Annotated in this window: 21 protein-coding genes and 1 other annotated feature; of the genes, 9 read left to right on the top strand and 12 right to left on the bottom strand. The window is 52.0% G+C overall.

Annotated features, from left to right (window positions below):
* Window positions 1-44: 44 nt before the first annotated feature.
* The 3 genes from V4U88_RS21745 to V4U88_RS21735 form a co-directional block, all read right to left on the bottom strand.
* Window positions 45-2,087: a peptidoglycan D,D-transpeptidase FtsI family protein gene (locus tag V4U88_RS21745; RefSeq protein WP_334075356.1), complete on the bottom strand. Its 2,043-nt coding sequence runs from the start codon at window positions 2,085-2,087 to the stop codon at window positions 45-47.
* 100 nt (window positions 2,088-2,187) lie between these two features.
* On the bottom strand, window positions 2,188-3,345 hold the full coding sequence (locus V4U88_RS21740) for a transglutaminase domain-containing protein (RefSeq protein WP_334075355.1): 1,158 nt from the start codon (window positions 3,343-3,345) through the stop codon (window positions 2,188-2,190).
* A gap of 30 nt (window positions 3,346-3,375) precedes the next feature.
* Entirely contained in the window at window positions 3,376-3,816 is a 441-nt protein-coding gene (locus V4U88_RS21735) for a hypothetical protein (RefSeq protein ID WP_334075417.1), read from the bottom strand.
* 237 nt (window positions 3,817-4,053) lie between these two features.
* Here V4U88_RS21735 and V4U88_RS21730 point away from each other — a divergent pair, with 237 nt between their 5' ends.
* Both V4U88_RS21730 and V4U88_RS21725 read left to right on the top strand, forming a co-directional pair.
* Window positions 4,054-5,226, top strand: coding sequence for an MFS transporter (locus V4U88_RS21730; RefSeq protein ID WP_334075354.1), 1,173 nt, complete (start codon window positions 4,054-4,056; stop codon window positions 5,224-5,226).
* A gap of 399 nt (window positions 5,227-5,625) precedes the next feature.
* The gene (locus V4U88_RS21725; RefSeq protein ID WP_334075416.1) at window positions 5,626-5,973 is read left to right on the top strand and encodes a toprim domain-containing protein; all 348 of its coding nucleotides are present in this window, start codon (window positions 5,626-5,628) and stop codon (window positions 5,971-5,973) included.
* Window positions 5,974-5,992: 19 nt separating this feature from the next.
* On the opposite strand, the gene V4U88_RS21720 is transcribed toward V4U88_RS21725, so the two are convergent.
* From V4U88_RS21720 to trpS, 3 genes are all read right to left on the bottom strand, one after another.
* The gene (locus tag V4U88_RS21720; protein WP_334075353.1) at window positions 5,993-6,592 is read right to left on the bottom strand and encodes an SCO family protein; all 600 of its coding nucleotides are present in this window, start codon (window positions 6,590-6,592) and stop codon (window positions 5,993-5,995) included.
* A 13-nt stretch (window positions 6,593-6,605) separates the two neighbouring features.
* Window positions 6,606-7,553: a heme o synthase gene (gene cyoE, locus V4U88_RS21715; protein ID WP_334075352.1), complete on the bottom strand. Its 948-nt coding sequence runs from the start codon at window positions 7,551-7,553 to the stop codon at window positions 6,606-6,608.
* 211 nt (window positions 7,554-7,764) lie between these two features.
* Window positions 7,765-8,751 (bottom strand): tryptophan--tRNA ligase, encoded by a 987-nt coding sequence (trpS, locus tag V4U88_RS21710; RefSeq protein ID WP_334075351.1) that lies wholly within the window; start codon window positions 8,749-8,751, stop codon window positions 7,765-7,767.
* Window positions 8,752-8,837: 86 nt separating this feature from the next.
* Window positions 8,838-9,072, bottom strand: a binding site (T-box leader).
* 139 nt (window positions 9,073-9,211) lie between these two features.
* Here trpS and V4U88_RS21705 point away from each other — a divergent pair.
* Together V4U88_RS21705 and V4U88_RS21700 are read left to right on the top strand one after the other, a co-directional pair.
* Window positions 9,212-10,189 carry an aldose 1-epimerase gene (locus tag V4U88_RS21705; protein WP_334075350.1) on the top strand — a complete coding sequence of 326 codons (978 nt, stop codon included), beginning with the start codon at window positions 9,212-9,214 and terminating at the stop codon, window positions 10,187-10,189.
* A 159-nt stretch (window positions 10,190-10,348) separates the two neighbouring features.
* Entirely contained in the window at window positions 10,349-10,576 is a 228-nt protein-coding gene (locus V4U88_RS21700; RefSeq protein WP_334075349.1) for an alpha/beta-type small acid-soluble spore protein, read from the top strand.
* A gap of 70 nt (window positions 10,577-10,646) precedes the next feature.
* Here the strand turns inward: V4U88_RS21700 and V4U88_RS21695 are convergent, their stop codons facing one another.
* From V4U88_RS21695 to V4U88_RS21680, 4 genes are all read right to left on the bottom strand, one after another.
* The gene (locus V4U88_RS21695; protein ID WP_334075348.1) at window positions 10,647-11,072 is read right to left on the bottom strand and encodes an O-methyltransferase; all 426 of its coding nucleotides are present in this window, start codon (window positions 11,070-11,072) and stop codon (window positions 10,647-10,649) included.
* A gap of 116 nt (window positions 11,073-11,188) precedes the next feature.
* Entirely contained in the window at window positions 11,189-12,271 is a 1,083-nt protein-coding gene (locus tag V4U88_RS21690; RefSeq protein WP_334075347.1) for an NAD(P)/FAD-dependent oxidoreductase, read from the bottom strand.
* 132 nt (window positions 12,272-12,403) lie between these two features.
* Window positions 12,404-13,414: a copper amine oxidase N-terminal domain-containing protein gene (locus V4U88_RS21685; protein WP_334075346.1), complete on the bottom strand. Its 1,011-nt coding sequence runs from the start codon at window positions 13,412-13,414 to the stop codon at window positions 12,404-12,406.
* A 376-nt stretch (window positions 13,415-13,790) separates the two neighbouring features.
* Window positions 13,791-15,593, bottom strand: a complete 1,803-nt coding sequence (locus tag V4U88_RS21680) for a M3 family oligoendopeptidase (protein WP_334075345.1) — start codon at window positions 15,591-15,593, stop codon at window positions 13,791-13,793.
* A gap of 129 nt (window positions 15,594-15,722) precedes the next feature.
* Between V4U88_RS21680 and V4U88_RS21675 the strand changes: the two genes are divergently transcribed.
* A complete protein-coding gene (locus V4U88_RS21675; protein WP_334075344.1) occupies window positions 15,723-15,896 on the top strand; it encodes a YycC family protein in 174 nt (57 codons plus the stop codon).
* On the top strand, window positions 15,893-16,129 hold the full coding sequence (locus tag V4U88_RS21670; protein ID WP_334075343.1) for a hypothetical protein: 237 nt from the start codon (window positions 15,893-15,895) through the stop codon (window positions 16,127-16,129). The genes V4U88_RS21675 and V4U88_RS21670 overlap by 4 nt, the downstream gene beginning before the upstream one ends.
* A 31-nt stretch (window positions 16,130-16,160) precedes the next feature.
* On the opposite strand, the gene V4U88_RS21665 is transcribed toward V4U88_RS21670, so the two are convergent.
* Together V4U88_RS21665 and V4U88_RS21660 are read right to left on the bottom strand one after the other, a co-directional pair.
* Complete coding sequence (locus tag V4U88_RS21665; protein ID WP_334075415.1) at window positions 16,161-16,859, bottom strand: DUF2225 domain-containing protein; 699 nt, start codon at window positions 16,857-16,859, stop codon at window positions 16,161-16,163.
* Between the two features lie 45 nt (window positions 16,860-16,904).
* Complete coding sequence (locus tag V4U88_RS21660; protein ID WP_334075342.1) at window positions 16,905-17,288, bottom strand: globin domain-containing protein; 384 nt, start codon at window positions 17,286-17,288, stop codon at window positions 16,905-16,907.
* Between the two features lie 374 nt (window positions 17,289-17,662).
* Here V4U88_RS21660 and ylbJ point away from each other — a divergent pair, with 374 nt between their 5' ends.
* The 3 genes from ylbJ (at window position 17,663) to V4U88_RS21645 (ending at window position 21,270) form a co-directional block, all read left to right on the top strand.
* Window positions 17,663-18,904 (top strand): sporulation integral membrane protein YlbJ, encoded by a 1,242-nt coding sequence (gene ylbJ, locus V4U88_RS21655; protein WP_334075341.1) that lies wholly within the window; start codon window positions 17,663-17,665, stop codon window positions 18,902-18,904.
* 67 nt (window positions 18,905-18,971) lie between these two features.
* Entirely contained in the window at window positions 18,972-19,775 is an 804-nt protein-coding gene (locus tag V4U88_RS21650) for an NAD kinase (RefSeq protein WP_334075340.1), read from the top strand.
* Window positions 19,776-19,800: 25 nt separating this feature from the next.
* Window positions 19,801-21,270, top strand: a complete 1,470-nt coding sequence (locus tag V4U88_RS21645) for a S41 family peptidase (RefSeq protein ID WP_334075339.1) — start codon at window positions 19,801-19,803, stop codon at window positions 21,268-21,270.
* Window positions 21,271-21,298: the final 28 nt, after the last annotated feature.

Genomic DNA, 21,298 nt, shown 5'->3' with positions numbered 1-21,298 from the left:
GCCGTATATCTGCAGGACAACGCATTTCCGGCATTCAAGGGCGATTAATCCTGCTTCTTCCCGTCAGTCTGCCCATTTTGCTGCTTCAAAGATTTCTTCGGCACGCCGTCGAGCCCATATTCCTGATCGTAAGCCTCAAAAATTTTGCGGGCCACCGGCGCGGCGCTGTGGGCACCAAAGCCCCCTTCCGGTATCACCACGGCCACAGCTAATTTAGGATTTTCGCGTGGAGCAAAAGCGATAAATACCCCGTTCTCTAATCTTTTACCTTTGTAGTCTTGCTCTGATGTCCCCGTTTTTCTAGCAAAATCATACGCAAAACCGTTAAACGCGCTTACCTCTGTGCGCATCCCTCTTATTACTTCATCCCAATAGTTATCTTTAAATTTAACTTCATTCAATACTTTTGGTTCGATTTTTTTAATGATATTCCCTTCCGAATCTGTAATTTTAGTGACTAAATGGGGTTCCATCCGCTTTCCTCTATTGGCTATAGTAGCTACATATTGAGCAAGCTGCATTGCCGTATATTTACCTTGCTGTCCGAAGGAAGCGAGGGCCAGCCGGGTCAGTGGTGTTTCCGTTTTATTAAAGTACTCAAGCTTTCCCAGATACTCATTAGGTAAATCCACGCCGGTAGAAACTCCCAATCCAAACTCCTTCATGTGCTTATCCCATACGTCAATTCCTTTGGCTCCGTACTTGTTATACAACTTCTCGCCAACCATATCCACCATAAAGGCATTGGAAGAATGACGGATCGCTTCCGCTGGGTCCAGTGACCCATAAACATGCCCACCTGAGTTGCGAACCCGGGAGGAATCATTTTTGCCAAAATAGGCTACTCCACGGTCAGAATATGTGGTGCTCGTAGTAAATAAATTTTCATTCAGTCCAACTAGTACCGATAATGGCTTTACTGTCGAGCCCAATAATACCGTGGATTCAAAATTATGACCGGAACGTCCTGAACTATATGGAGTAACCGTGCCATTTTGATAATTCGAGCTTATTTTATTCCATTCCTCTTTCGGAACACTACCACTTTGCCAAAGGTTTGTATCATAATCCGGCATACTGGCCATAGCCACCACATTGCCGGTGTCCACTTCCATCGCTACCGCATAGCCTGTATTTGCATAAGGATGTGTCTTTCCCGATACGGCATTACGGTGTACCCAGTTGATTTGGTCCATAATCGCTTGCTCGGTCACCAATTGTATATTTTTATTTATTGAAGTATGAAGATCATATCCTTTGACGGGCGGAGTCACCTCCGGAATCCCGTTCGCCATATTACGCGGATCTATGGGGATGCTCTTAAAACCGTTTTTACCGCGCAATTCAGCCTGATAATAAAGTTCCAGTCCATCGTACCCCACATTTTCTGTTTCGGTATAGTGCAAGGAAGGATCTTTTTCTTCCTGGGCTCTAATCTGCTTATAGAACTCAAGATTCGTTGATGCATTGGAATACTTGCGGATGTATCCTATTGCCTGAACCGCAACCGTATCTTTATCATAATGTCGAATGTTTTCTTCCACGACCTCAATTCCCGGGAATTGATCCTTGCGTTCGAGAAAGTATGCCACTTCCTTCGGCTTAAGATCCATTTTGATCCGCCGAGGCGTAAAACCTCCATTTTGCCGGTAATCCAGGTCCATCGCCTCAATAATATCTTCCTTGGTCATTTTCTCCGTCTTCGGATCACCGTACTTATCGAAGACTTCTTTAAGCTTGTCGACCAAAGCCATGGCTTCCGGACGGTTCTTCTCACCGCTTTTTTTGCTGTAATCCTTCTGCAACGTAATATACAGCGATTGCACCGGCGTGGAATACGCCAGCTTCTCGCCGCCGGCTGCATAGATCGTTCCCCGGGTAGGCGGCAGAGGCACGTCTTTAATCCGCATGGCGGTTTCCTGCTTGGACAAGGTGGGTCCTTCGACAAACTGCAGGATCGCCAGGCGAACGATAATCACGGTAAAAATGGCAAACGCGCTGAAGAAAAACAAATTCAAGCGGATATTAAAATGACGCTGCATCACAGCTTCTTGTTCGCGCGGATCGTCAGAGTACACACTTTTCATTTCCGTTTCCCCTCTTTACCCCTTTTGATTCTTAAAACTCCGTACTCTTATATTAGCATAACGAAAAAGGGCATGGCGAAGTTACAGCGTTTCCCAGCTTTTAGACGAGCTTGTCGGGAATATGCGTCTCCTCAAAAGCGGGCGGATTAAACCAATCCCCGCTGCTCGCCCAAGTGGCGTCGAGCGGAATCCATTTCTTCTGCTCTTTCAGATATACCTCGTTCCACGCATGCGGGCCGTACCCGCCGCGGCCGTCATAACCCAGCCCGGTAACCACTTTGACATCCAGCCCTTGCGAACGGGCCATCACCGCATACAACCGGGAATAGTCGATACATACCCCCCGCTTGGTGTCGAAGGTCTTCTGCGGCGTCTGCTCGCGCCAATGGCCATTGTCCTCATAGTCCCGGACCTTCTCGTAATCATAAGTCACGCGCGATCCGACCCAATCGTACAGCAGGCGCGCCTTTTCCTCATCGTTTCCGGCCCCTTTGGTAATTTCCGCCGCCGCCAGTTCAATATCCTGAGGGATATTGGCATCGATGACCTCGTATCTCTGCTGAAGAATGCCGTTCAGTTCTTCCTCGACACTGCGGGTGAAAACGGGCAGCTTCTCCTTGATCAAATTGCCCGACAGCGGTTCGATGACCGTACGCGCCCCATGCTGGTAAACCGGGGAAGCCTGTACATACCGGCTAAACCCGCTGTCCGGGAACAGCGTTACGGCAATAAACAAGACGGCGATCACCATTAAACACCGGGCCGCACCGATCACTGCGCCGATTCCTGCACCCGCAAGACGGCTGAGCAGGGAGGCCGGACGCTCCCCGCCGAAGACGAGCCGCCCCAAAAACGAGCTGCCCTTGCCTCCCAGCGCAAACGCCGAAGCAAGCCCCAGCACCGTGCGGATGAGCCAATAACTGATCATGAACAACACCGCAAAACGCATCAGCGAAAAATCCCGTACAGCCGTCAGCAGCGTAAAATAGACCTGCTCCCATCGGGATAAGTCCCGCGCGGGCAGCTTGATGCCGGCCAGCCATTCTTGTACGATCGGCGACAGCCAGACCGTAAGGGGGATCGAAGCCAGCAAGCCGAGCACCGACAGTATGCCCCCGCTGAGCAGCGACACCAGCCTGCCCGCGCTGCGCGAGGCCCCCCGCAGCAAGCCCTGCGTTATGGAAAACAGCAGGATGACCAACAACAAAGCGGAAACCAGATTCAAATCGAACAAGCTCTGCAGCCAACTCTCCGTCATCGTCACCCTCCATTCTCGATGTCTTTATTATTAAGGGGTGTTTTGTTTCGCTTGCTGAATAAACGCCTCCAGCGTATCGCTCACTTTCCACTCGCCCAAAGAAACGCCATGGAACATGACCTTGACTTTCCCGTCGCCCTCTTTCCCGCTAACTTCCAGGTTGGGGGTTTTGATGGTGAACGTACCGTCCGGGTTCCGCGTCATCTTCGCATCGGCCGCTTCCTTCTTCATCATATTCATCGCTTCACTGCGACTGATCTCCACCGCCTGATCCTTCACTGTCGTGATGGCGTCCCCGATATCCTTCAGTGAAATTCCGCTATAGATGATGACAAAAGCCGCAATGACAAGCACCAGCGCCCATTTAACAAGCGTCTTCACAAAATTCAAAATCAGGAACAGCACGACCAGCGCAACTACGATCACCAGCCAGTTCTGCTTTAAAAACTCCGTCCATACTTCTAAATTCAAATCAAACATCAGCTATACACTCCTACCATCCGTTTTCGTCACATACTGTACATCATTCATGTTCATCATTCATGCACTTTCCCCATTATACATGATGGCCCAGGGCGGTGTCAGCTTAACCCTTTTTACGGGGGATTGGCCGAATAATCGGGCATGCAAAAACCAATCCACGGTAATAAGTTCGTCCCTTAAAACGTACAAGTAGAGCATAAAGACTTTCCCAGGGGAGGCAAGGTAATGAAGATCGCAGCGTTTTGGCTTTATTTTTTTATGTTCCTAGCTTTCTTTGACCTTCACGCCCAGTATCCGATCCTGACGCCATTTGCGCTCTCGATCGGAGCCGCCCCCGCCTTTATCGGCTGGATGATGGGGGTTTACGCCCTGACGCATCTGCCCGGAAATCTGCTGGCGGGGCAGGGTGTGGACCGGCACGGCAGCAAAGGATACATGGTTTTCAGCCTATTGGGGGCGGGGATCATCCTGCTGATGCAGGCGCATGTCACCGAGCCATGGCAGTTGCTGGTGCTTCGCTCCATCAGCGGATTCGTGCTCGCTTTCTTGTCCCCGGCGTGCCTGGCGATGCTGGCTTCTCTCGGCAAAAACGCCGTTCAGCAAGGAAAACTGATGGCCGGCCACGGAGTCATGCATACGCTCGCCTCCGTCGTTTCGCCTGCGGCCGGGGCATTTCTTGTCGCGAATACAGGCTACACGCTCACATTTCAGTCGTTGGGCTGGCTTTTGATCGCAACCGGCATCATCGCCATCTTTACGATTCACGAGCCGAGAAGAGCCATCCCGGGTGCCTCCGGTCCCGGCCGGGCTACCCAGGCCCAAATCCCTGTCAAACTCAATGTCATCCCGCTCAGATACTATATTCTCCCGCTGGCAGTGTCCTGTTCGCAAGGGATTTTGTTTTTTGAGCTTCCCCTCCAGGCTGGAGGAACTTCCGGTATTTTGCATACCGGGCTGTATTTCTCCCTGATCAGCTTGGGTGCGCTCACAACGCTGTCGATGCTCTTTCTTAACCGCTATTCCCCTTACCTTCGGGCGATAGCGGGAATTTTGGGCATCGCCCTTTCCTTTTTCGCGTTGGCGGCACTGGAATTCATCCCCCTACCCGTCTCGCTCTTTGCGCTCGGGATGGCCAAGGGGGTCACCTTTCCGGCCATCGCTTCCGTCTTTATCGACCTTAGCGGCGGGAAACGGCTCGGGACCGTCTTCTCCTTGCAATCGATCGCGATGTCGATCGGCTCCTTTATCGGCCCGATTTCGGCCGGGATGATTCATGGCGTCTACTCGCCTTACTTCCTGGCATTTCTGCTGCTGATGATTGCCCTGCTCTTCGCCCCGCAGCGAAGACCCATAGAAACCTCCGCCCCGCCGGCACAAATCGGCACACACCGCCTCTAAACGCGAGGCAAGGACTATTTTCCGGCTTTGGGCAACAGTACAGGGCATAGGTTTCCTCCCCACATAGGATATCGTGTAGAAACTACTTAGCGACCTAGAGAGCAGGGTGAACCTATGGGCCACATCGATCCTTGCGGGTCGGGGCCGGCTGTTGGAGGCATATGGACCTCGACCGGAACCATTCTCGTATTGTATATTTTGCTGGTGATTGTCTTGCGCTCCCCCTTTTTTTACTGCTAAAGCGCCTCAACCAAGGTCCGCCCGAAAGGCGGACTTTTTACTTTTCCCGGGAAATATGTCGTAATCCCGTTTTGCATGAATCCCTCTCGGGGGTATACACTACATATAAAGAGTATTTCTAAACACAGCTTCCATGCGCAAAAAGTTGGAGTGATGACGTTGTCCATCTGTATTATCGTTGAAGGCAAAAATGACCGCAGCAAGCTGCGGCGGCTTTTGAGCGAAGATGTGCGGATTTATTGCACATTCGGCACCCTGAACACCCTTAAGCTGGAGGCGCTGCGCAAAAAGATAAAGGATGACGAAGTTTATCTGTTCATGGATAACGACTCTTCCGGCAAAAAGATCCGCGGCGTTCTGAGGGATGTCTTCCCGGACGCGGAGCAAATTTACACCCGCCGCGGTTATGCCGGAGTTGAGGGGACTCCCGACGAATATGTCATCGCCCAATTGGAAAAGGCCGGCCTGGAAGAATACATCCTGTATCCCCCGGCCAGCCCTTACTAGAAGCCGACATCCCGATCCTTTACTCTTTGGCCAGATCCGCCACGCCTTGGGCAATTTCGGCCGCGGTGGCTTCAGGACGGTAGATTTCCCGCAGGTTGCCGTCCCGGTCGACCAATCCGATCAGGTCCATATGGACAAAATTGCCGTCCTGGTCTTTATTGATGAGAATCTTAAATGAATTCATGGCGAGATCGATCGTCTTCTGCTGGTCTCCCCGCAGGAAGTACCAACCGGAGTAATCCGCTTTGAATTTGTCCCCGAAAGCTTTGATATTCTCCAGCGAATCTCTCTCAGGGTCAAAGGTGATGGAGACGATGGAGGCGTCCTTGCCGAACAGCCCCTTCTCCTTCAACTCATCCTGCACCTGACTGAGCCGGAAAGTGGTTATAGGGCACACGTCGGGGCAATTGGCGAAGAAAAAGTAGAACAGTCTTACCTTGCCATTGGTGTCTTCCAGCGTGACGGTCTTCCCGTCGACATTTTCCATGCTGAAGTTTTCCACCGGCCGGATGACCGGAAGCTTTGGCTTGGCGAATGCTTCCCAAAGGAGATATCCCGCCAGAACGATGCAAATCGCCAATAGAATCCAGGTCCATTTGTACTTCTTCAACAGGGTCATATCCGATCCTCCATTATAGCCGCACCGTATCCAAAATCATCACAATCAAGGCGATGGTCAGGTAATTTACCGAGAAAAGAAACACTTTCTTGGCCCAAATTTCATTGGCGCCTTCCTCTTTGGAGGAAATGCCCTTCAGCGCCATCAGCAGCCAAGCGGCGGACAAAGCTACCCCGATCACCAAAAACCATAATCCGGTGTAATCGAATACATACATCAAGATCGGGATCGGAATCAGCAATACCAAGTAAGGAATCATCTGCAGCTTCGTTCTCGGAATCCCTTTGACGACGGGAAGAAGCGGGAATCCCGCAGCCCGGTACTCCTCGACCCGGCGAATGCCCAATGCCCAAAAATGCGGCGGCTGCCACAAAAAAAGCAAGGCGAAGATCAGCAACGCGCCCAAATTCACGGTTCCGGTAGCGGCCACATAGCCGATCAATGGCGGCATCGCCCCGGAGATCGCGCCGATCGATGTGCTCCAGGTGGATGTACGTTTAAGCCATAAGGTATAAATAATAACGTAGACAAACATCCCCACGAGCCCGAAGGCCCCGGCCAAAAGACCGGAAAAGGAGAATAATACCGCGGCTCCGATGACTCCTAAAATCACGGCGTACCAGAGAACGGTTCTCGGCGACAATTTTCCGATTGGGAGAGCGCGGTTTTTCGTCCGTGCCATTTTGGTATCCAAATCCCGGTCGAAATAGTTGTTAAACACGCAGGATGACGCCATAATCAAAACGGTTCCGACCAACGTCAAAACCAACTTTAAATAGTCCAATTGCCACTGCGATGCAAGCCAAAACCCGGCAAACACCGCGATCAGGTTGGAGCGCAGAATTCCCGGCTTGGTCAGCGCAACAAAATCTTTCCATGTTGCCGCTTCTCCGGGTGGCGTATTGCTCACAGACAGCGCCGCAGAATCCGCAGGTGCATGGTAACTGATTTGTTTATCCACTTGAAATTATGCCTCCTATAATTGAGATAGAGGTAAATATATATAAAAATTCATTAAAAATTCCGCAATTTCTTCCCTACGCTATAAACTTTATCATATCAAAATGCGAAAGTGTTTGACAATCGTTTGATCATTGGGTGAATTTATGACAATTCGGTGACGCACAAAAAAATCCGGACAGATATCTGCCCGGATGATTTCCGTTACTTCATTATTCCGCCAAAAAACCCATTCGCTCCTGCACATCTCGCAGCGTCTTCTCCGCCATCTCCGCGGCCCGTTCGGCGCCTTGACGCAAAATGCTGCGTATCTCGCCGGATTCGCGAATGTCCCGATAGCGCTGCTGGATCGGTTCGAGCGTGCCGACGACCACCTCGGCCAAATCCTTTTTGAACGGTCCGTACATTTGCCCCTCGTAACGCAGCTCGACTTCCGGGATGCTCAAGCCGGAACATTGGCTGTAAATCGAAATGAGATTGCTGACCTCCGGCTTTTCCGCCGGATTGAATTTCACTTCCCGGCCGGAATCCGTCGTCGCCCGGCTGATCTTCTTGCGAATCACGTCCGGCTCATCCAGCATTCCAATATAGCTGCCCGCGTTCGGATTGCTCTTGCTCATTTTTTTCGACGCGTCGTCCAGCGACATGATCCGGGCCCCCACCTTGGGAATGTATGGTTCCGGAATCGTAAAGTAGTCGCCGTACCGGTGATTGAATCGGCCGGCCAAATCCCGGGTCAACTCCAGATGCTGCTTCTGATCCTCGCCTACGGGAATCAGATCCGCATTATATATGAGGATATCCGCGGCCATCAAAGACGGGTAGACGAACAAGCCAGCCCCTACGGAATCCTTCCCTTCCGATTTATCTTTAAACTGGGTCATTCGCTCCAGTTCCCCCATATAGGTGAGCGTCGTCAGCAACCATCCCAACTGGGCGTGTTGGCGCACGTGGGATTGCATGTACACGTTCGCTTTATTCGGATCAATCCCCGCCGCCAAATATAAAGCGGCTACCGATTCGGATTGCTCCCGCAAATCGGCCGGGTCTTGCGGAACAGTGATGGCATGGAGATCCACCACCATAAAGTTGCAGTCATATTCATCCTGCAAGGTGACAAAATTTTTCAACGCTCCGATATAATTGCCCAATGTCAATTTGCCGCTGGGCTGAATGCCGGAAAGCACTCTTTTCTTCATAATCAACCAACCTCCGTTATACATTGAAATAAAAACCTTCTCATCGTCGGCTTGCGTGGGTACGGACGCAAAAAAGCCCCACATCCGCAAGGGACGTGAGACCGTGGTGCCACCCTAATTCGCCGAAAATATCACAAAACATTTCGCGGCCTTTCGATTCCGTAACGTGGAACAAACGGCCGGCATACTGGGAAAGTCCATTCAACGTTCTGCACGGCACTCAAGGGGCCATTCGGTACGGCATTTCCTCCGGTTCGCATCAACCACCGGCTTTCTGAAGGAAGCAAAACCTTACCTACTTGTCCCTGTCATCGCATTTACAATATTCACGCTTTGATATAAGATCATCATAATGCCCGGCAAAGTGCCATGTCAAATCCATTTTTCGTCCCAAAGAAAAAGTGTTATGATTAGTCTAGGCTTAGGGATACGATTATTATGTGGGAAAAGGAGCAACGATATGAAAAAAGTGACCAAAGGGCAATGGAACGGTTACGATACGTATATCTTACATAGCCGTGAACTTGAAGTCACACTGCTACCCCGACTCGGCAATAATGTCATTCGCATCTGGGACCACATCCAGCAGCGCGATGTGCTGCGTGGTCCGGAAGAAAGCGATCTTGATTTCTATTTGCAAAAACCATATCACTTCGGAATTCCGCTGCTGATTCCGCCCGGCCGTATCCGCCGTGGGCGGTTTACGTATGCCGGCGAGGAATTCCAATTTGACCGTAACACCGCAAACGACAACCATATCCACGGATTGCACCGTACGCAAGCTTGGCGTGTGAGCGATATCGACGAGGACGATGAAGGCTGCGCAATTACTACCGAATTCATCACCAGCGATGATGCGAACTGGATGAGACAGTTCCCCGTACCGCTCAAGCTGGAAATGACGCTCCGGCTTCAGGGCTCCTCTTTAAAACAAACGTTTAAAGTAAGCCATCTGGGCGATCGGCCCGCCCCTTTCGGTTTGGGGCTGCACACCTGGTTTCTGCTGGACGGCGAGCCGGAACGGTGGAAGCTCACGCTCCCGGTATCGGGACTTTATACTTCGGATCAGGAATTAATTCCAACCGGAGAGACCGTTCAACTCGGCGAGTTCGAAGCGCTGAATGAAGGGTTGAATCTGAAAGGGACTAATTTCGACACCATGCTGCGCATTGGCGGCAAGCCGGTGGAAGCCGATTTAATCCGCAGTGACGGATACGGCCTCCGTTATTCCGCCGATCCTGAATATTTCAAGCATTGGGTTCTTTATACCAAAGGTGAAGCGGACCAATTTCTTTGCATTGAACCCTACACCTGGCTGCCGGATGCTCCGAATTCCGGTCTTTCCCCTTCCGAAACCGGATTGATCGATCTCCAGCCGGGGGGACATCTGGAGTTAAACGTTCAACTGGATATGATCTATCCTACCGAAGAAGCTTAATATTGGGCTTAGAGCCGCCTCGTGATCTTCATGAGCGGCTCTTTTTGTTGTTTAAAGGAGAAATGCAATAATTTCCACTGCTCTAGTTTAGAGGTTTGCCGCATATTTTACGCTCCGAAAACCATACTAACATCACAAAGCCCGAAGGAGGTGACAAACATGGCACAAGGACGCGGCGGCAGCCGTAACAACCTTATCGTTCCTCAAGCAACTGCTGCTTTGCAACAATTGAAATTTGAGGCAGCTCAAGAATTGGGCGTGACGATCCCGCAAGACGGTTACTATGGAAACTACACTTCCCGTGAAACCGGTTCCCTTGGGGGTTACATCACCAAACGTCTGGTACAATTGGCAGAGCAGCAATTGTCGGGTCGTTCGAACCTGTAATCCGTAAATTTCCCTAGTGACCTATAGGGAGACAGGCGATCTGCCATAAGCAGGTCGCCTGTAGTGTTTTTTATGAAGACAAATCAGAGCGCTTATCTTGATATGTACCCGTGGCATTCTTGCGCGGATAACGCTGAATCATAAGGTTAGCCATGTTGTAATTGGATTCCAGAACGGCGTCCACAACCACGGTATCCTGCTTAAGCGCAAAATCGTAGCTGATTTCGCCATGAGTCCAGTACTTTTTGTACTTCAAAGCTTCGATCGCCATCGTCCGGAAAGCCTGCCATTGGCTGGCCGAGAGTCCCTTGTTCTCCTCGGTCAATTTGCCGTTCCGACCCGCAATCGGATTATGCCGGATCCCGAATTTGCCGATGACGTTATTGCGAATTTGGATGAATACGGTCCCCGATGTCATTCCCCCCAACTCGGTCTCCAGTTCTTTAAAAACAAGATCCATCTGTCTAGCGAGTGAAAGCTGATCGGTGTTCAGCATATTCACCCTCCCTTCCTATAAAATTGCCTATTTAGTAATAGGACTTATGTCTCATTATATGTCATTCTTATGTATCGTTCAACAATAAACAACATATTTGGTTAAATATTACTTGTTTATTGAATTCCGGTCCATCTCAATAAACGGGACGCTATCTTCAATACATCAAAGCGTGTGGTCAGCAACTTTTCGCCCATTTTACCATTGAGCATTTTAACAAGCCTGTCTTTTTGCCCGGTATCCAGCCTCTCGTATAACTTTCGTATAACCATTGAATTGTCATAAGACGCATGAATCGCCCGGGTCGCTTCTATGTAAGGGGTGCCGCCGCATAGATCTTCAGCCGCATAAATGCCCGACAAAATGGCGGGAAATTGTCCAAAACCAAACAACGGCATCACGCTGTCCAGGCAATTCCCGGTAAAAAAGGTGTTTCCGACTCTGGCTCTGCGGCACTGTCCCACCTTGTAGCCGTTGACTTCAAATTGATCCGTAACCTGCAGGTCCTGACCCAGATCCGTACAAACCCGGTCGAAAAACAACGCCCACTTCTCTTTCAACTCCAAACCATCATCATTAACCCCCTCGCGAAACGCAATGACAATATTGGCCAGTTTTTCGGTAAAAGGGAGTAGATAGCCGTATCCTTTAGGCGCAAAGCGGTCATCCAGCCAACTTATGACCCGATACCGCGAAAATTCTCCTTCTACGGTAGCGCCTTTTAAGGTAGCGGTAAAATCCGTCCTGAAATTGTGAACGGCCGCTGTGTAGGAAGGATCCCCGGTGGCTACCACCACATGGGTAAACTCCTTTAAGAGGTGCTCGTATGACTGCTCCGCATGAAAATGAATCTTCGACTTCACTTGCCGCGCCAACTGGTTTTCCCACGCGTCCTCCTGTCTGCCCCGATGATTGCAGAAGCCCAAGTTCCCCGTAAGCACGGCTTTTTCGTTGGCCGACCGAATCACAAATTCACTGATGTTCGAGGAGGGTTGGAGATAAATTTGATACCGGTCCGCCAAAAAAGCGATTTCGTCACGTATCGGCCGTGAAAAAACCGAAATCAGCGCTTCCATATTCGCAAAGCGATCTCCTGGACAACTGCGCTTTTCAAACACCGTCGGAGATACGCCCATTTGCTCCAGCCGGATGGCGCAAGCCAGCCCGGACAACCCCGCCCCCATAATCGCCACCTTCATTGTATCGGCTCCGTTCCTTTGTTATGTTTAATGCCCATTTCCTAGAATTCCCCTTGTCCAGCCGGTCTACACCTAAGCAAAGAGGACCGGCGTCATAGCACCGGTCCTCTTTGTGAATTGCAATGTTGTCACTCATTCCTTCGTTGCTTTATCCTCGTATACCACAACGGATTGGGATTCCGCCTCCCATTTCACTACAGCCCCGAGCGCCTCGCTTACAAAACGCGCAGGCACCAGCGTGCTGCCCGAGACAACTTGGGCAGGAACGTCAAGGGTTTGCTTTTTACCATTCACTGTAGCATTTTTCGAACCAACGACGAGCTTAACCGTAACCCCGTCCTTCGTTACCGTAATCGTTTGATCTTTCGGGCTCCAGATCACATCCGCCTTGAGCGACTCGGCGATCACTCTGAACGGCACGAGCGTGTTTCCGCTGCTCACAACCGGATTCACGCTGGATGCCGGCTCTTCACCGTTTACATAAAGCTTGACGCCCCGTTTACCCAACTTCTTATAAAATTTGCCGAGCTTTTTGTAGGAGTCCAGGTTCGTCAAATCGGCCAAAATCGCTTCCTTCTGGACATAAACCGCATCGGTCACGCTGCCTTGACGATCCAGAAGGTCCGCCGCTTCGGACAAGGCGTCTTCCGCTTTAACGATCTTTTCCAACTTGGCTTTCATTTCATCGTTGAGCTGCGCTTCATACTTCGTCAGCAAAAGATCGGCGAGTACCGCCCCCGCCGGCTTGTCCTTGACGTTTTCTATCGCGCGAAGAAGTCCTTTGTAACCTTGGGGACCTTTGTTTTTGTATGTATCATCCGTAACCGAGGTCTTTTCGCCGACTTTTTCCTTATCTTTTTCCTTATCTTTACCCTTGTCTTCTTTATCCTTTCCTTGTTCCTTATCTTTCCCTTTGGATTTCTCTTCGGACGGAGTTACTGCTTCTTTCTTCGCTTTGCCCTCGGCACCCATTTCCGGCTTCTCCGGCTTGCCATCCTGTTTCGATTCCGCCTTGCTTGGCTCCGCGGCCGTCGTCTCCTTGTCCGGCCCCTTGCCGTTTCCCGGCTTGGCTGAAGCGGCCCCGGCACTAACCAGACTGATTGCCAAAACACAGGAGAGTGCTACTAACCATTTTCTTGTCATGCTGTCTGCCTCCTTATATGGGATATTCATCATCCTATATATCGGAAGACAGGAATCGGAACTTCAGAGCCAATTCCTTACAGTACAGTGAACCGGCGGACCTTATTACCCTGTTGCGGGACGAGAAATCGGGGGTTGGCCCCGCTTTTTTCCAAAATAAGACCTTAGAACGCCGCTATTTCACACCACCCAGCCAAATTCGACAAAATAGCGCCGCAAAATACCCCTATTCATCCGCCCGGCAAAGGGAAGTGGCCGCTGAGGCCGAATGAACGGGGGAGACGAGAACACCGTTCATTCGACAGAAAGGACAAAGACCGCCCCCGTCATCTCTTAAAAATGACATGGGGACGGCCTTTTTAAATAAACCGCAGACCTATTCGGTCAGCTTCAGGAACAGCTTGACATCTTCAACCACAACATTGACGGCTTCCCGCCAGAAGTCCGGCTGCGTCAAATCAACGTTCAAATGTTTGGCCGCCAGTTCCTCCACCGTCATCCGTCCGGTATCCATCAGCAGCGCGTCATATTTATCGGCAAAGCCTTCCCCTTCGCGCGAAGCCAGGGCGTAAATGCCCGTGCTGAACAAATAACCGAACGTGTACGGATAATTATAGAATGGGACGTCCGTGATATAGAAATGCAGTTTGGACGCCCAGAAATGCGGGTGGTACTTGCCTAAAGCGTCCATATACGCTTCACGCTGCGCCTCTTCCATCAATTTGCACAGCTGCTCCGGCTCCAGCAGCCCTTGCTTCCGTTTCTCATAGAAACGCGTTTCGAACAGGAAGCGGGCATGAATATTCATAAAGAAGGTAACGCCGTTGTTGATTTTGTCCGCTAGCAAAGCGATTTTTTCTTTTTCGCCCGCCGCATTCTTCACCAACGCATCGCCAACGATCATTTCCGCGAACGTCGAGGCGGTTTCGGCCACATTCATCGCGTACTCCTGGTTGAATTGCGGAAGCTCATCCATCAAATACTGATGGTAGGCATGCCCGAGTTCATGAGCCAATGTCGCCATATTCGATACGGTGCCTCCGAAGGTCATAAAGATGCGCGTCTCCTGGCTGACCGGCAAAGAGGTGCAGAACCCGCCGGGCCGCTTTCCGGGACGATCCTCCGCTTCCACCCACCGCCGGTTAAACGCCTCGACCGAGAAATCCGCCAGCTTCGGACTGAATTTCCGGAATTGCTTCACGATTTCCGCCGCCGCTTCATCGTAAGTGATTTTGCCGGTCACCTCGCCCAGAGGCGCCTCCACATCGGTCCAGTTCAAGCGTTCCACGCCGAGCAGCTTCGCTTTCCGTTCCAGATAAGAGACGAGAACCGGCTTCGCCTCCTGAATAACCCGCCACATCGTATCCAGCGTCTCCCGGGACATGCGGTTGATATCCAGCGGTTCCTTCAGAATATCGTCCCAGCCGCGTTTCTCATACATCTTCAGACGGAAGCCCGCCAACCGGTTCAACGTATCCGCGCAGTAATCGGCAACCTGGCTCCAGGCCTCTTCCCACTTGTCAAATGTGGTCTCGCGGACATCGCGGTCCGGATCATCCAGCTTGTTGGCAGCCTGGCCCACGGACAGGAGCGCGCTTTCCCCGTGATCGTCCGTAAACGGTACTCCGACTTTGGCGACGATCGTATCGTAGTGTTGCCCCCAGCCGTGATAGCCGTCAACCGCCAATTCGGCCGCCAGGCTTTCCAGCTCCGGAGCAAGCTTCTCCCGGGCCGCTTGCCGCTTCTCGGAAAGAACGAACGAGATCGGAGAGATTCCCGTCCGCTCCATCCAAACGTTCCATACCGGATCTTCCGTCATCCGCAGCACGCTTTGAAACTGGGTCATCGCGTTTTCATACGCCGCCCGCAGGCCGGTGACTTTGGCGGCCAGTTGAACGGCTTTCTTGTCATGCTGATCCTGCGCGGCCAAACAGCCGACAAAACTGTCCGCTTCCGTAATACGCGCGCTGGCGCTCTGCAGCCCCTCGATCACCTCGTCAAAAGCCCGGGTTTCCTCTACATTAGCCGGTGGGATCATGCTTATCAGCCGGTCATGCAAAGTCTTCAAGTCCTCGCCCAATTGATGGAGAAAACGCTGAAACTCCGCGGAAGACGATCCTCCCGGAAAAATGGAGTCAAGCTCCCATGTCGGATTAACCGGATTCTTCAATGGTTCCATAAATCTCGCCCTTTCCTCCCGCCTTATTGATGCGGGGTGGATTAAAAGTGTATAACTATAAGTACAAGTTCGCCCTGATCCAAGTTGTTTATTAATGCAATAGGGTAAAAATCTCAAGGAGGTATTTTCATGAAGCCGCTGCAAATTTCACCGGAGACCGCGGTCAAACTGGCCGCCGAGCTCAAGGTCCCGATCGAGCATCTGATGCACATGCCCCAACATATACTACTGCAAAAAATCGCGGAGCTGGCGAAGCGGGACGCCGAAACGAATAAAAACAACGACCCGGGTCAACCGACATGATCCCTTTCGAAAAAACGCTGCCATACGACATTGTGATGGGGGATGTCTATGTACATGAGTGTCCATACTGCAGCAGCAGTAATGTCCTGCTTCCCATCAAGCCCAAGGATATTCTTCATGTCCGCGAGGGCAAGAAAAAACTGCTCGTATTTCCCTGCTGCGGCAACAAGGTCACCATCCTGGACAGCGATGCCGACTATTTGCTCACGGATACCGTGCTCCGCCGGTCCTGAGCCCGCCCGTCAAGCGGAACCGCGGGGCCGCTCAACCCCGCATTTCCTCGGGCAGATCCTGGCCTTTATTCAGCATTTCCTCGCGAAGCAGGGCCCACTGTTCTCTGCAGGCCCGAATCATCGCCGCATCCATAATCCGCTTATCGTTAATAACGCGGGAGAACCATTTGACCGCATCATTGTCATTCCCCGTCCGGCGGTGAAGCTCGCCGATGAGATACATCAGACGGGCGTCACTTCCCTGCGTATCTTCATTTTCAAAAACGCGAATATAAGAGTCCAAGGAATACTTTAAAAACCGCTGCTCTTGTTCCTCATTTCCCTTATAACGGTATAACCAGGCGATATGATGCAATAGGCTCGCAATGATCCGATCCTTCTCCCCGATCGTCTGAGCACACAACAACCCCAGCTTGTATGCTTCAAGAGCCGCATCCCAGTCCCGGGCCCCGCCGTAGTCCCGGTGATTCATGCGCCGGCCGATCTGCTCTTTAAACTTGGTGCGCTGCTGTTCCGTGAGCTTCGGATTGAAGTTTTCCGTCGACGCAAACCCGCAGGACGGGCAGATGCGCACGACATAGTAATCCGGGTTCTCGTTGCGGTAATACCCGCAAAAGTCGGTATCGGTACGGACCGCCCGTTTAAAGCTAGGGCGCACACGCGAGGTAGAAAAACTGGCTTCACAATTGATACATTCCACCTTGATCTGGTAAAGCGGTTCTAACTCCACTGATTCCACAGGACTAACATCCTTTCATTTCCGACTAAAATAAACTTACTCCTCCGTCGTGTTGACAAAGTGAAATGCGGGGCCGGATAAGCGTTGAAGCACAAGGTCCCGCAGCGGTTTCTCCGCGCCGATTTCCTCCAGGGCGGCGGACATGCAGGCCAGCCAGGCTTCGGCCCGTTCCGGAGTCACGGGAAACGGAAGATGGCGCGCCCGCATCATCGGATGGCCAAAGGCATCCGAATACAGGGAAGGGCCGCCGAAAAACTGGCTCAAGAACATGTACTGTTTCTCCATCACAGGCCTAATGTCTTCGGGAAACAGCGGCCCCAGCAGGGGATCGGCTTGAACTTTCGGGTAAAAAGCCTCAACCAGCTTACGGATCGTTTCGGCCCCACCCAAATTGTCGTAGATGCTTAAACTTGGATTCACAGGCGATCTCCATCTTTCAATAATTTTAAACTGCACTCTAATTATACCAAATTCAGGTCAAAAAAAAATAAAAGCTCCCGAAAGGAGCTTCTACGTATTAGGTGACCTCTTCATTGAGGATGCTCAATAGCTGCGCCAATCCTCTTCACCGGAATGGACGAGAGAGGCGCGAATGACGTATACGAAGGCGCATACGAGAACACCGGCGACAAAACTCATATTCAACACTCCATCCATTATCGATTTATAGTCACATTTTATCATAAAGATGCAAAAAATACAGCCCCATTTGTAATCGCTTTCTTCGTTTTTTTGTGCTGTTTGTCCCGCTGGACTCATACAATTCACTATGATCTCAATGGGGGCGTTATTTTATGAATCCAAAGCGGTGGAGCGCTCCGCTCCTGCTATTTATGGCTGTTATTCTGGCAATAATGATGGTGGCTTATCCGCATGCCTCCTGGAAAGCGGGAGTCCGCGGGCTGGCAATTTGGTGGGACGTGCTGTTTCCGTCCCTGTTCCCCTTTTTCGTTATCTCCGAATTGATGCTGGGCTTTGGCATCGTCCACTTTCTCGGGAAACTATTGGACCCGCTGATGAAGCCACTGTTCCGCATTCCCGGCAGCGGGGGTTTCGTCGCGGCGATGGGATTCGCCTCCGGGTATCCGGTAAGCGCCAAGCTGGCGACCAAGCTGCGGGAGCAGCGGTTGGTGAGCCGCGTGGAAGGAGAACGTCTCGTTTCCTTCACCACCTCGTCCGATCCGATTTTTTTGATCGGCGCCGTCTCGATCGGTTTTTTCGGCGATCCCAAGCTCGCCGGCCTCCTCGCCGCGGCCCACTACGGCAGCGCCCTGCTGGTCGGATTGTTGATGCGCTTTTATGGGACCAAAGAAGGTCCTGAAGCGGCGGAAACCGCGACGAAACAGGCCCCCTCGTCCCGCTTCAGTCTGCGTGCCGCAGTGCGGGCGATGCATGAGGCCCGCCTGCAAGACGGGCGCAGCCTTGGCGAACTGCTGCGCCAGGCCGTGACCTCCTCGCTTCAGTTGATGACTGTTGTGGGGGGGCTGGTCGTATTTTTTTCCGTCATTTTGGAGGTGCTGACCGTCTCCGATATGATGAGCGCCTTTTATTCCGGTGTCCGGGCATTGCTGCCGGTAACCGGCCTGCCCTCGGAACTGGCGGAACCTTTGGTCGGCGGGATTTTTGAAGTGACGCTCGGAGCCAAAGCAGCCGCTTCCCCCGAAGGAGTTCCCTTGATGTACAAAGCCGCCGCCGCGGCCTTTATCCTTTCCTGGGGCGGTCTGTCGGTGCACGCCCAGGTTGCCAGTATTCTCAACGGAGCCGACCTTCGCTACCTCCCATTTCTGGTCGCCCGGTTAATCCACGCCGTTTTGTCCGCCATATTGGCCATCCTGCTCTGGAAGCCGCTTATGAGCTCGGCTCCGGTCCTTTTTCCCCTGGCTGTCACCGGAGGTTCAAGTCTTTCCGGTTGGAGCTCGCTGCCGGACAACATGCTGATATCCGCGGTGGTCCTCATCTCGTTGGTCATCCTATCGCTGCTGACCGCATGGCTTCGCCGGATGACCTCGGGAACGGGCGGCAAGCAAGGAAAATGAAAGATTGTGTTCTGTTTCGGAATTGATTATGATCGTTACAAAAGGAAAAATAAAGGAGCCTTTCATCTTGAGATATTACGTTCTGGACCGAGGAGATCAACTGTCCGTTGACTTAAGCGAATCCTTCCATAAGCTAGCGGCGGCGCAAGGCTTGCAACTGGATGCCGAATCTCCGGATATCGTCGTATCGATCGGCGGAGACGGCACCATGCTTCACGCTTTTCATACCTTCATCGACCGGATTCCATCCATCGCATTCGTAGGCGTACATACCGGCCATCTCGGCTTCTATGCCGATTGGAAAGCGGACGAGATTCCGGAACTGGTCCGGATGATGAGCAGCCATCAGGAGGAAGGGAAACTCACCCCGCGCATCGTGCGTTATCCTCTGGTGGACCTGGAAATCCGCAAAAAATCGGGAACGACCTCCTATGTCTGCCTCAATGAGTTCACGCTAAAAAGCGTCGACGGCACCGTCGTTGCCCAGGTCGATATCAATGACCACATGTTTGAAATGTTTCGCGGTGACGGGATCTGCGTATCGACTCCCTCGGGGAGCACGGCTTATAACAAGAGCCTTGGCGGAGCCATGATTCACCCTTCCATCGAAGCGCTGCAAATCTCGGAGATCGCTTCGATCAACAACCGGGTATTCCGAACGATGGGCTCGTCCCTCGTGCTGCCCAAGCATCATCATTGCGATATCTACTCGCGGAAGGAGCAAAATCTGGTGCTTACCGTCGATCATATCACCCTTCCCATGGATGATCTGATTTCCGTCCGCTGCCAAGTGGCGGCTCACAAGATCAGCTTCGTGCGTTATCGTCCCTTCCCTTTTTGGGAACGGGTCCGCAACGCTTTCCTGGGATGAATCCACAGCAAAGGACACTTTAACTATGAAATTGAACAAGCCCCACAAACTATGGCAAAAAGCGCTGGTCTCCCTGCTGGCCTTTCCGCTCCTGGCTCTGCCGCAAACGGCCGGGGCCGCCGCGGATCAGGCGGAGGCGGAGGCTGGCGCACAGGCTTCGGAACTGCAAGTGATCCAGGAGGTTTTGGACTACCTGGATACGTATAACATCGAGGGAGTAAAGAGGGAAGAACTGCTGGACAACGCCATTCGGGGGATGGTTTATTCCCTGGACGACCCCTACAGCGATTATTTCACGGCCGAGGAGCTGAAGGAATTTGAGAACAGCGTCAATCAGGAGTTTGTCGGGATTGGCGCAACGCTTCGTTTCTCCGGACACAAACTGTATGTCACCGACGTTCTTCCGGGTTCTCCGGCCGTAGCGTCCGGCCTTCAAAAAGGCGACGTCATCGCCAAAATCGACGGTGAGCCCGTAAGCGGAAACGAGGATATTCTGCGGATTCAAGGCGAAGAGAACACCAAAGTGGTTCTCGGCGTTACCCGTGGCGGCCAAGCGCTGAGCATCACCGTCACCCGCAATCCGGTCTCGCTTCCGGCGGTGACTGGAAGCTATCTGCCCTCGGGGCGGATCGGGTATATCGCCATCTCTTCTTTTTCCGAGAAAGGGGATAAGGAGTTTTCGGCCGAACTGGACAAGCTCCGCGACAAAGGAATAAGGTCCCTCGTCCTCGATCTGCGGGATAATCTCGGCGGTTATGTGGAGACGGCGGCGAATATCGCCAAGTATTTTATGAAGAGCGGAACGCTGATGTATACCTCCGGTCAGAACAATGAACTGGAAGCCGTTACGATCTCGGGCGGGCAGGACATCGGGATCCCGGTCGTCATTTTGACGAATGAGCTTACGGCGAGCGCATCCGAAATCTTGACCGGCGCTCTCCGGGACAACGGGATCGCGACGGTGGTCGGGACGAAAACGTACGGCAAAGCCCGGATCCAGAATGTGTTCAGCTTATCCAACGGCAGTTCCCTGAAGCTTACGGTCCAGCGGTATCTCACGCCAAACCGTGAAGACTTCAACCACGTCGGCCTCAACCCGGATATCGAAGTGAAGAATAACGCCGTCGCCCAGTTGATCACCGGCTTGTACAAAGGGGGAGCAAGAAGCCTCGAAATTAGCGGAAGCCCGGCCACTTTGAGTGTGAACGGCGTTTCTTTCCGCGGTTATATCGATTCCTTTAAAGACGGAAACAAGGTCTATGTACCCTCACGCATCATAGGCGCGCTGATGAAGGGAAATGTATCTTGGACTACAAGCGGCAGGAAACTGACCGTGGCGGACGGTAACGGAAAAGCGGCCGGATTTACGGTCGGAGCAGGGGACGTCAAGTTGATGAACGGCGAAACCTATGTGGAAATGCATAAGCTGGCGGGCAAGTTTCCGCGCTTAACGTGGTCCTATCAACAAGGCGGCATACAGTTATCTTACAACTAGAACGTTTGGCAACCCGAACTTATTTAGT

The organism is Paenibacillus sp. A14, from assembly GCF_036864815.1.
In the GTDB taxonomy this organism is placed as follows: Bacteria; Bacillota; Bacilli; order Paenibacillales; family Paenibacillaceae; genus Fontibacillus; species Fontibacillus sanfengchensis.
Note: the sequence above shows the minus strand (reverse complement) of the source record. Positions and strands in the feature narration are given on the sequence as shown.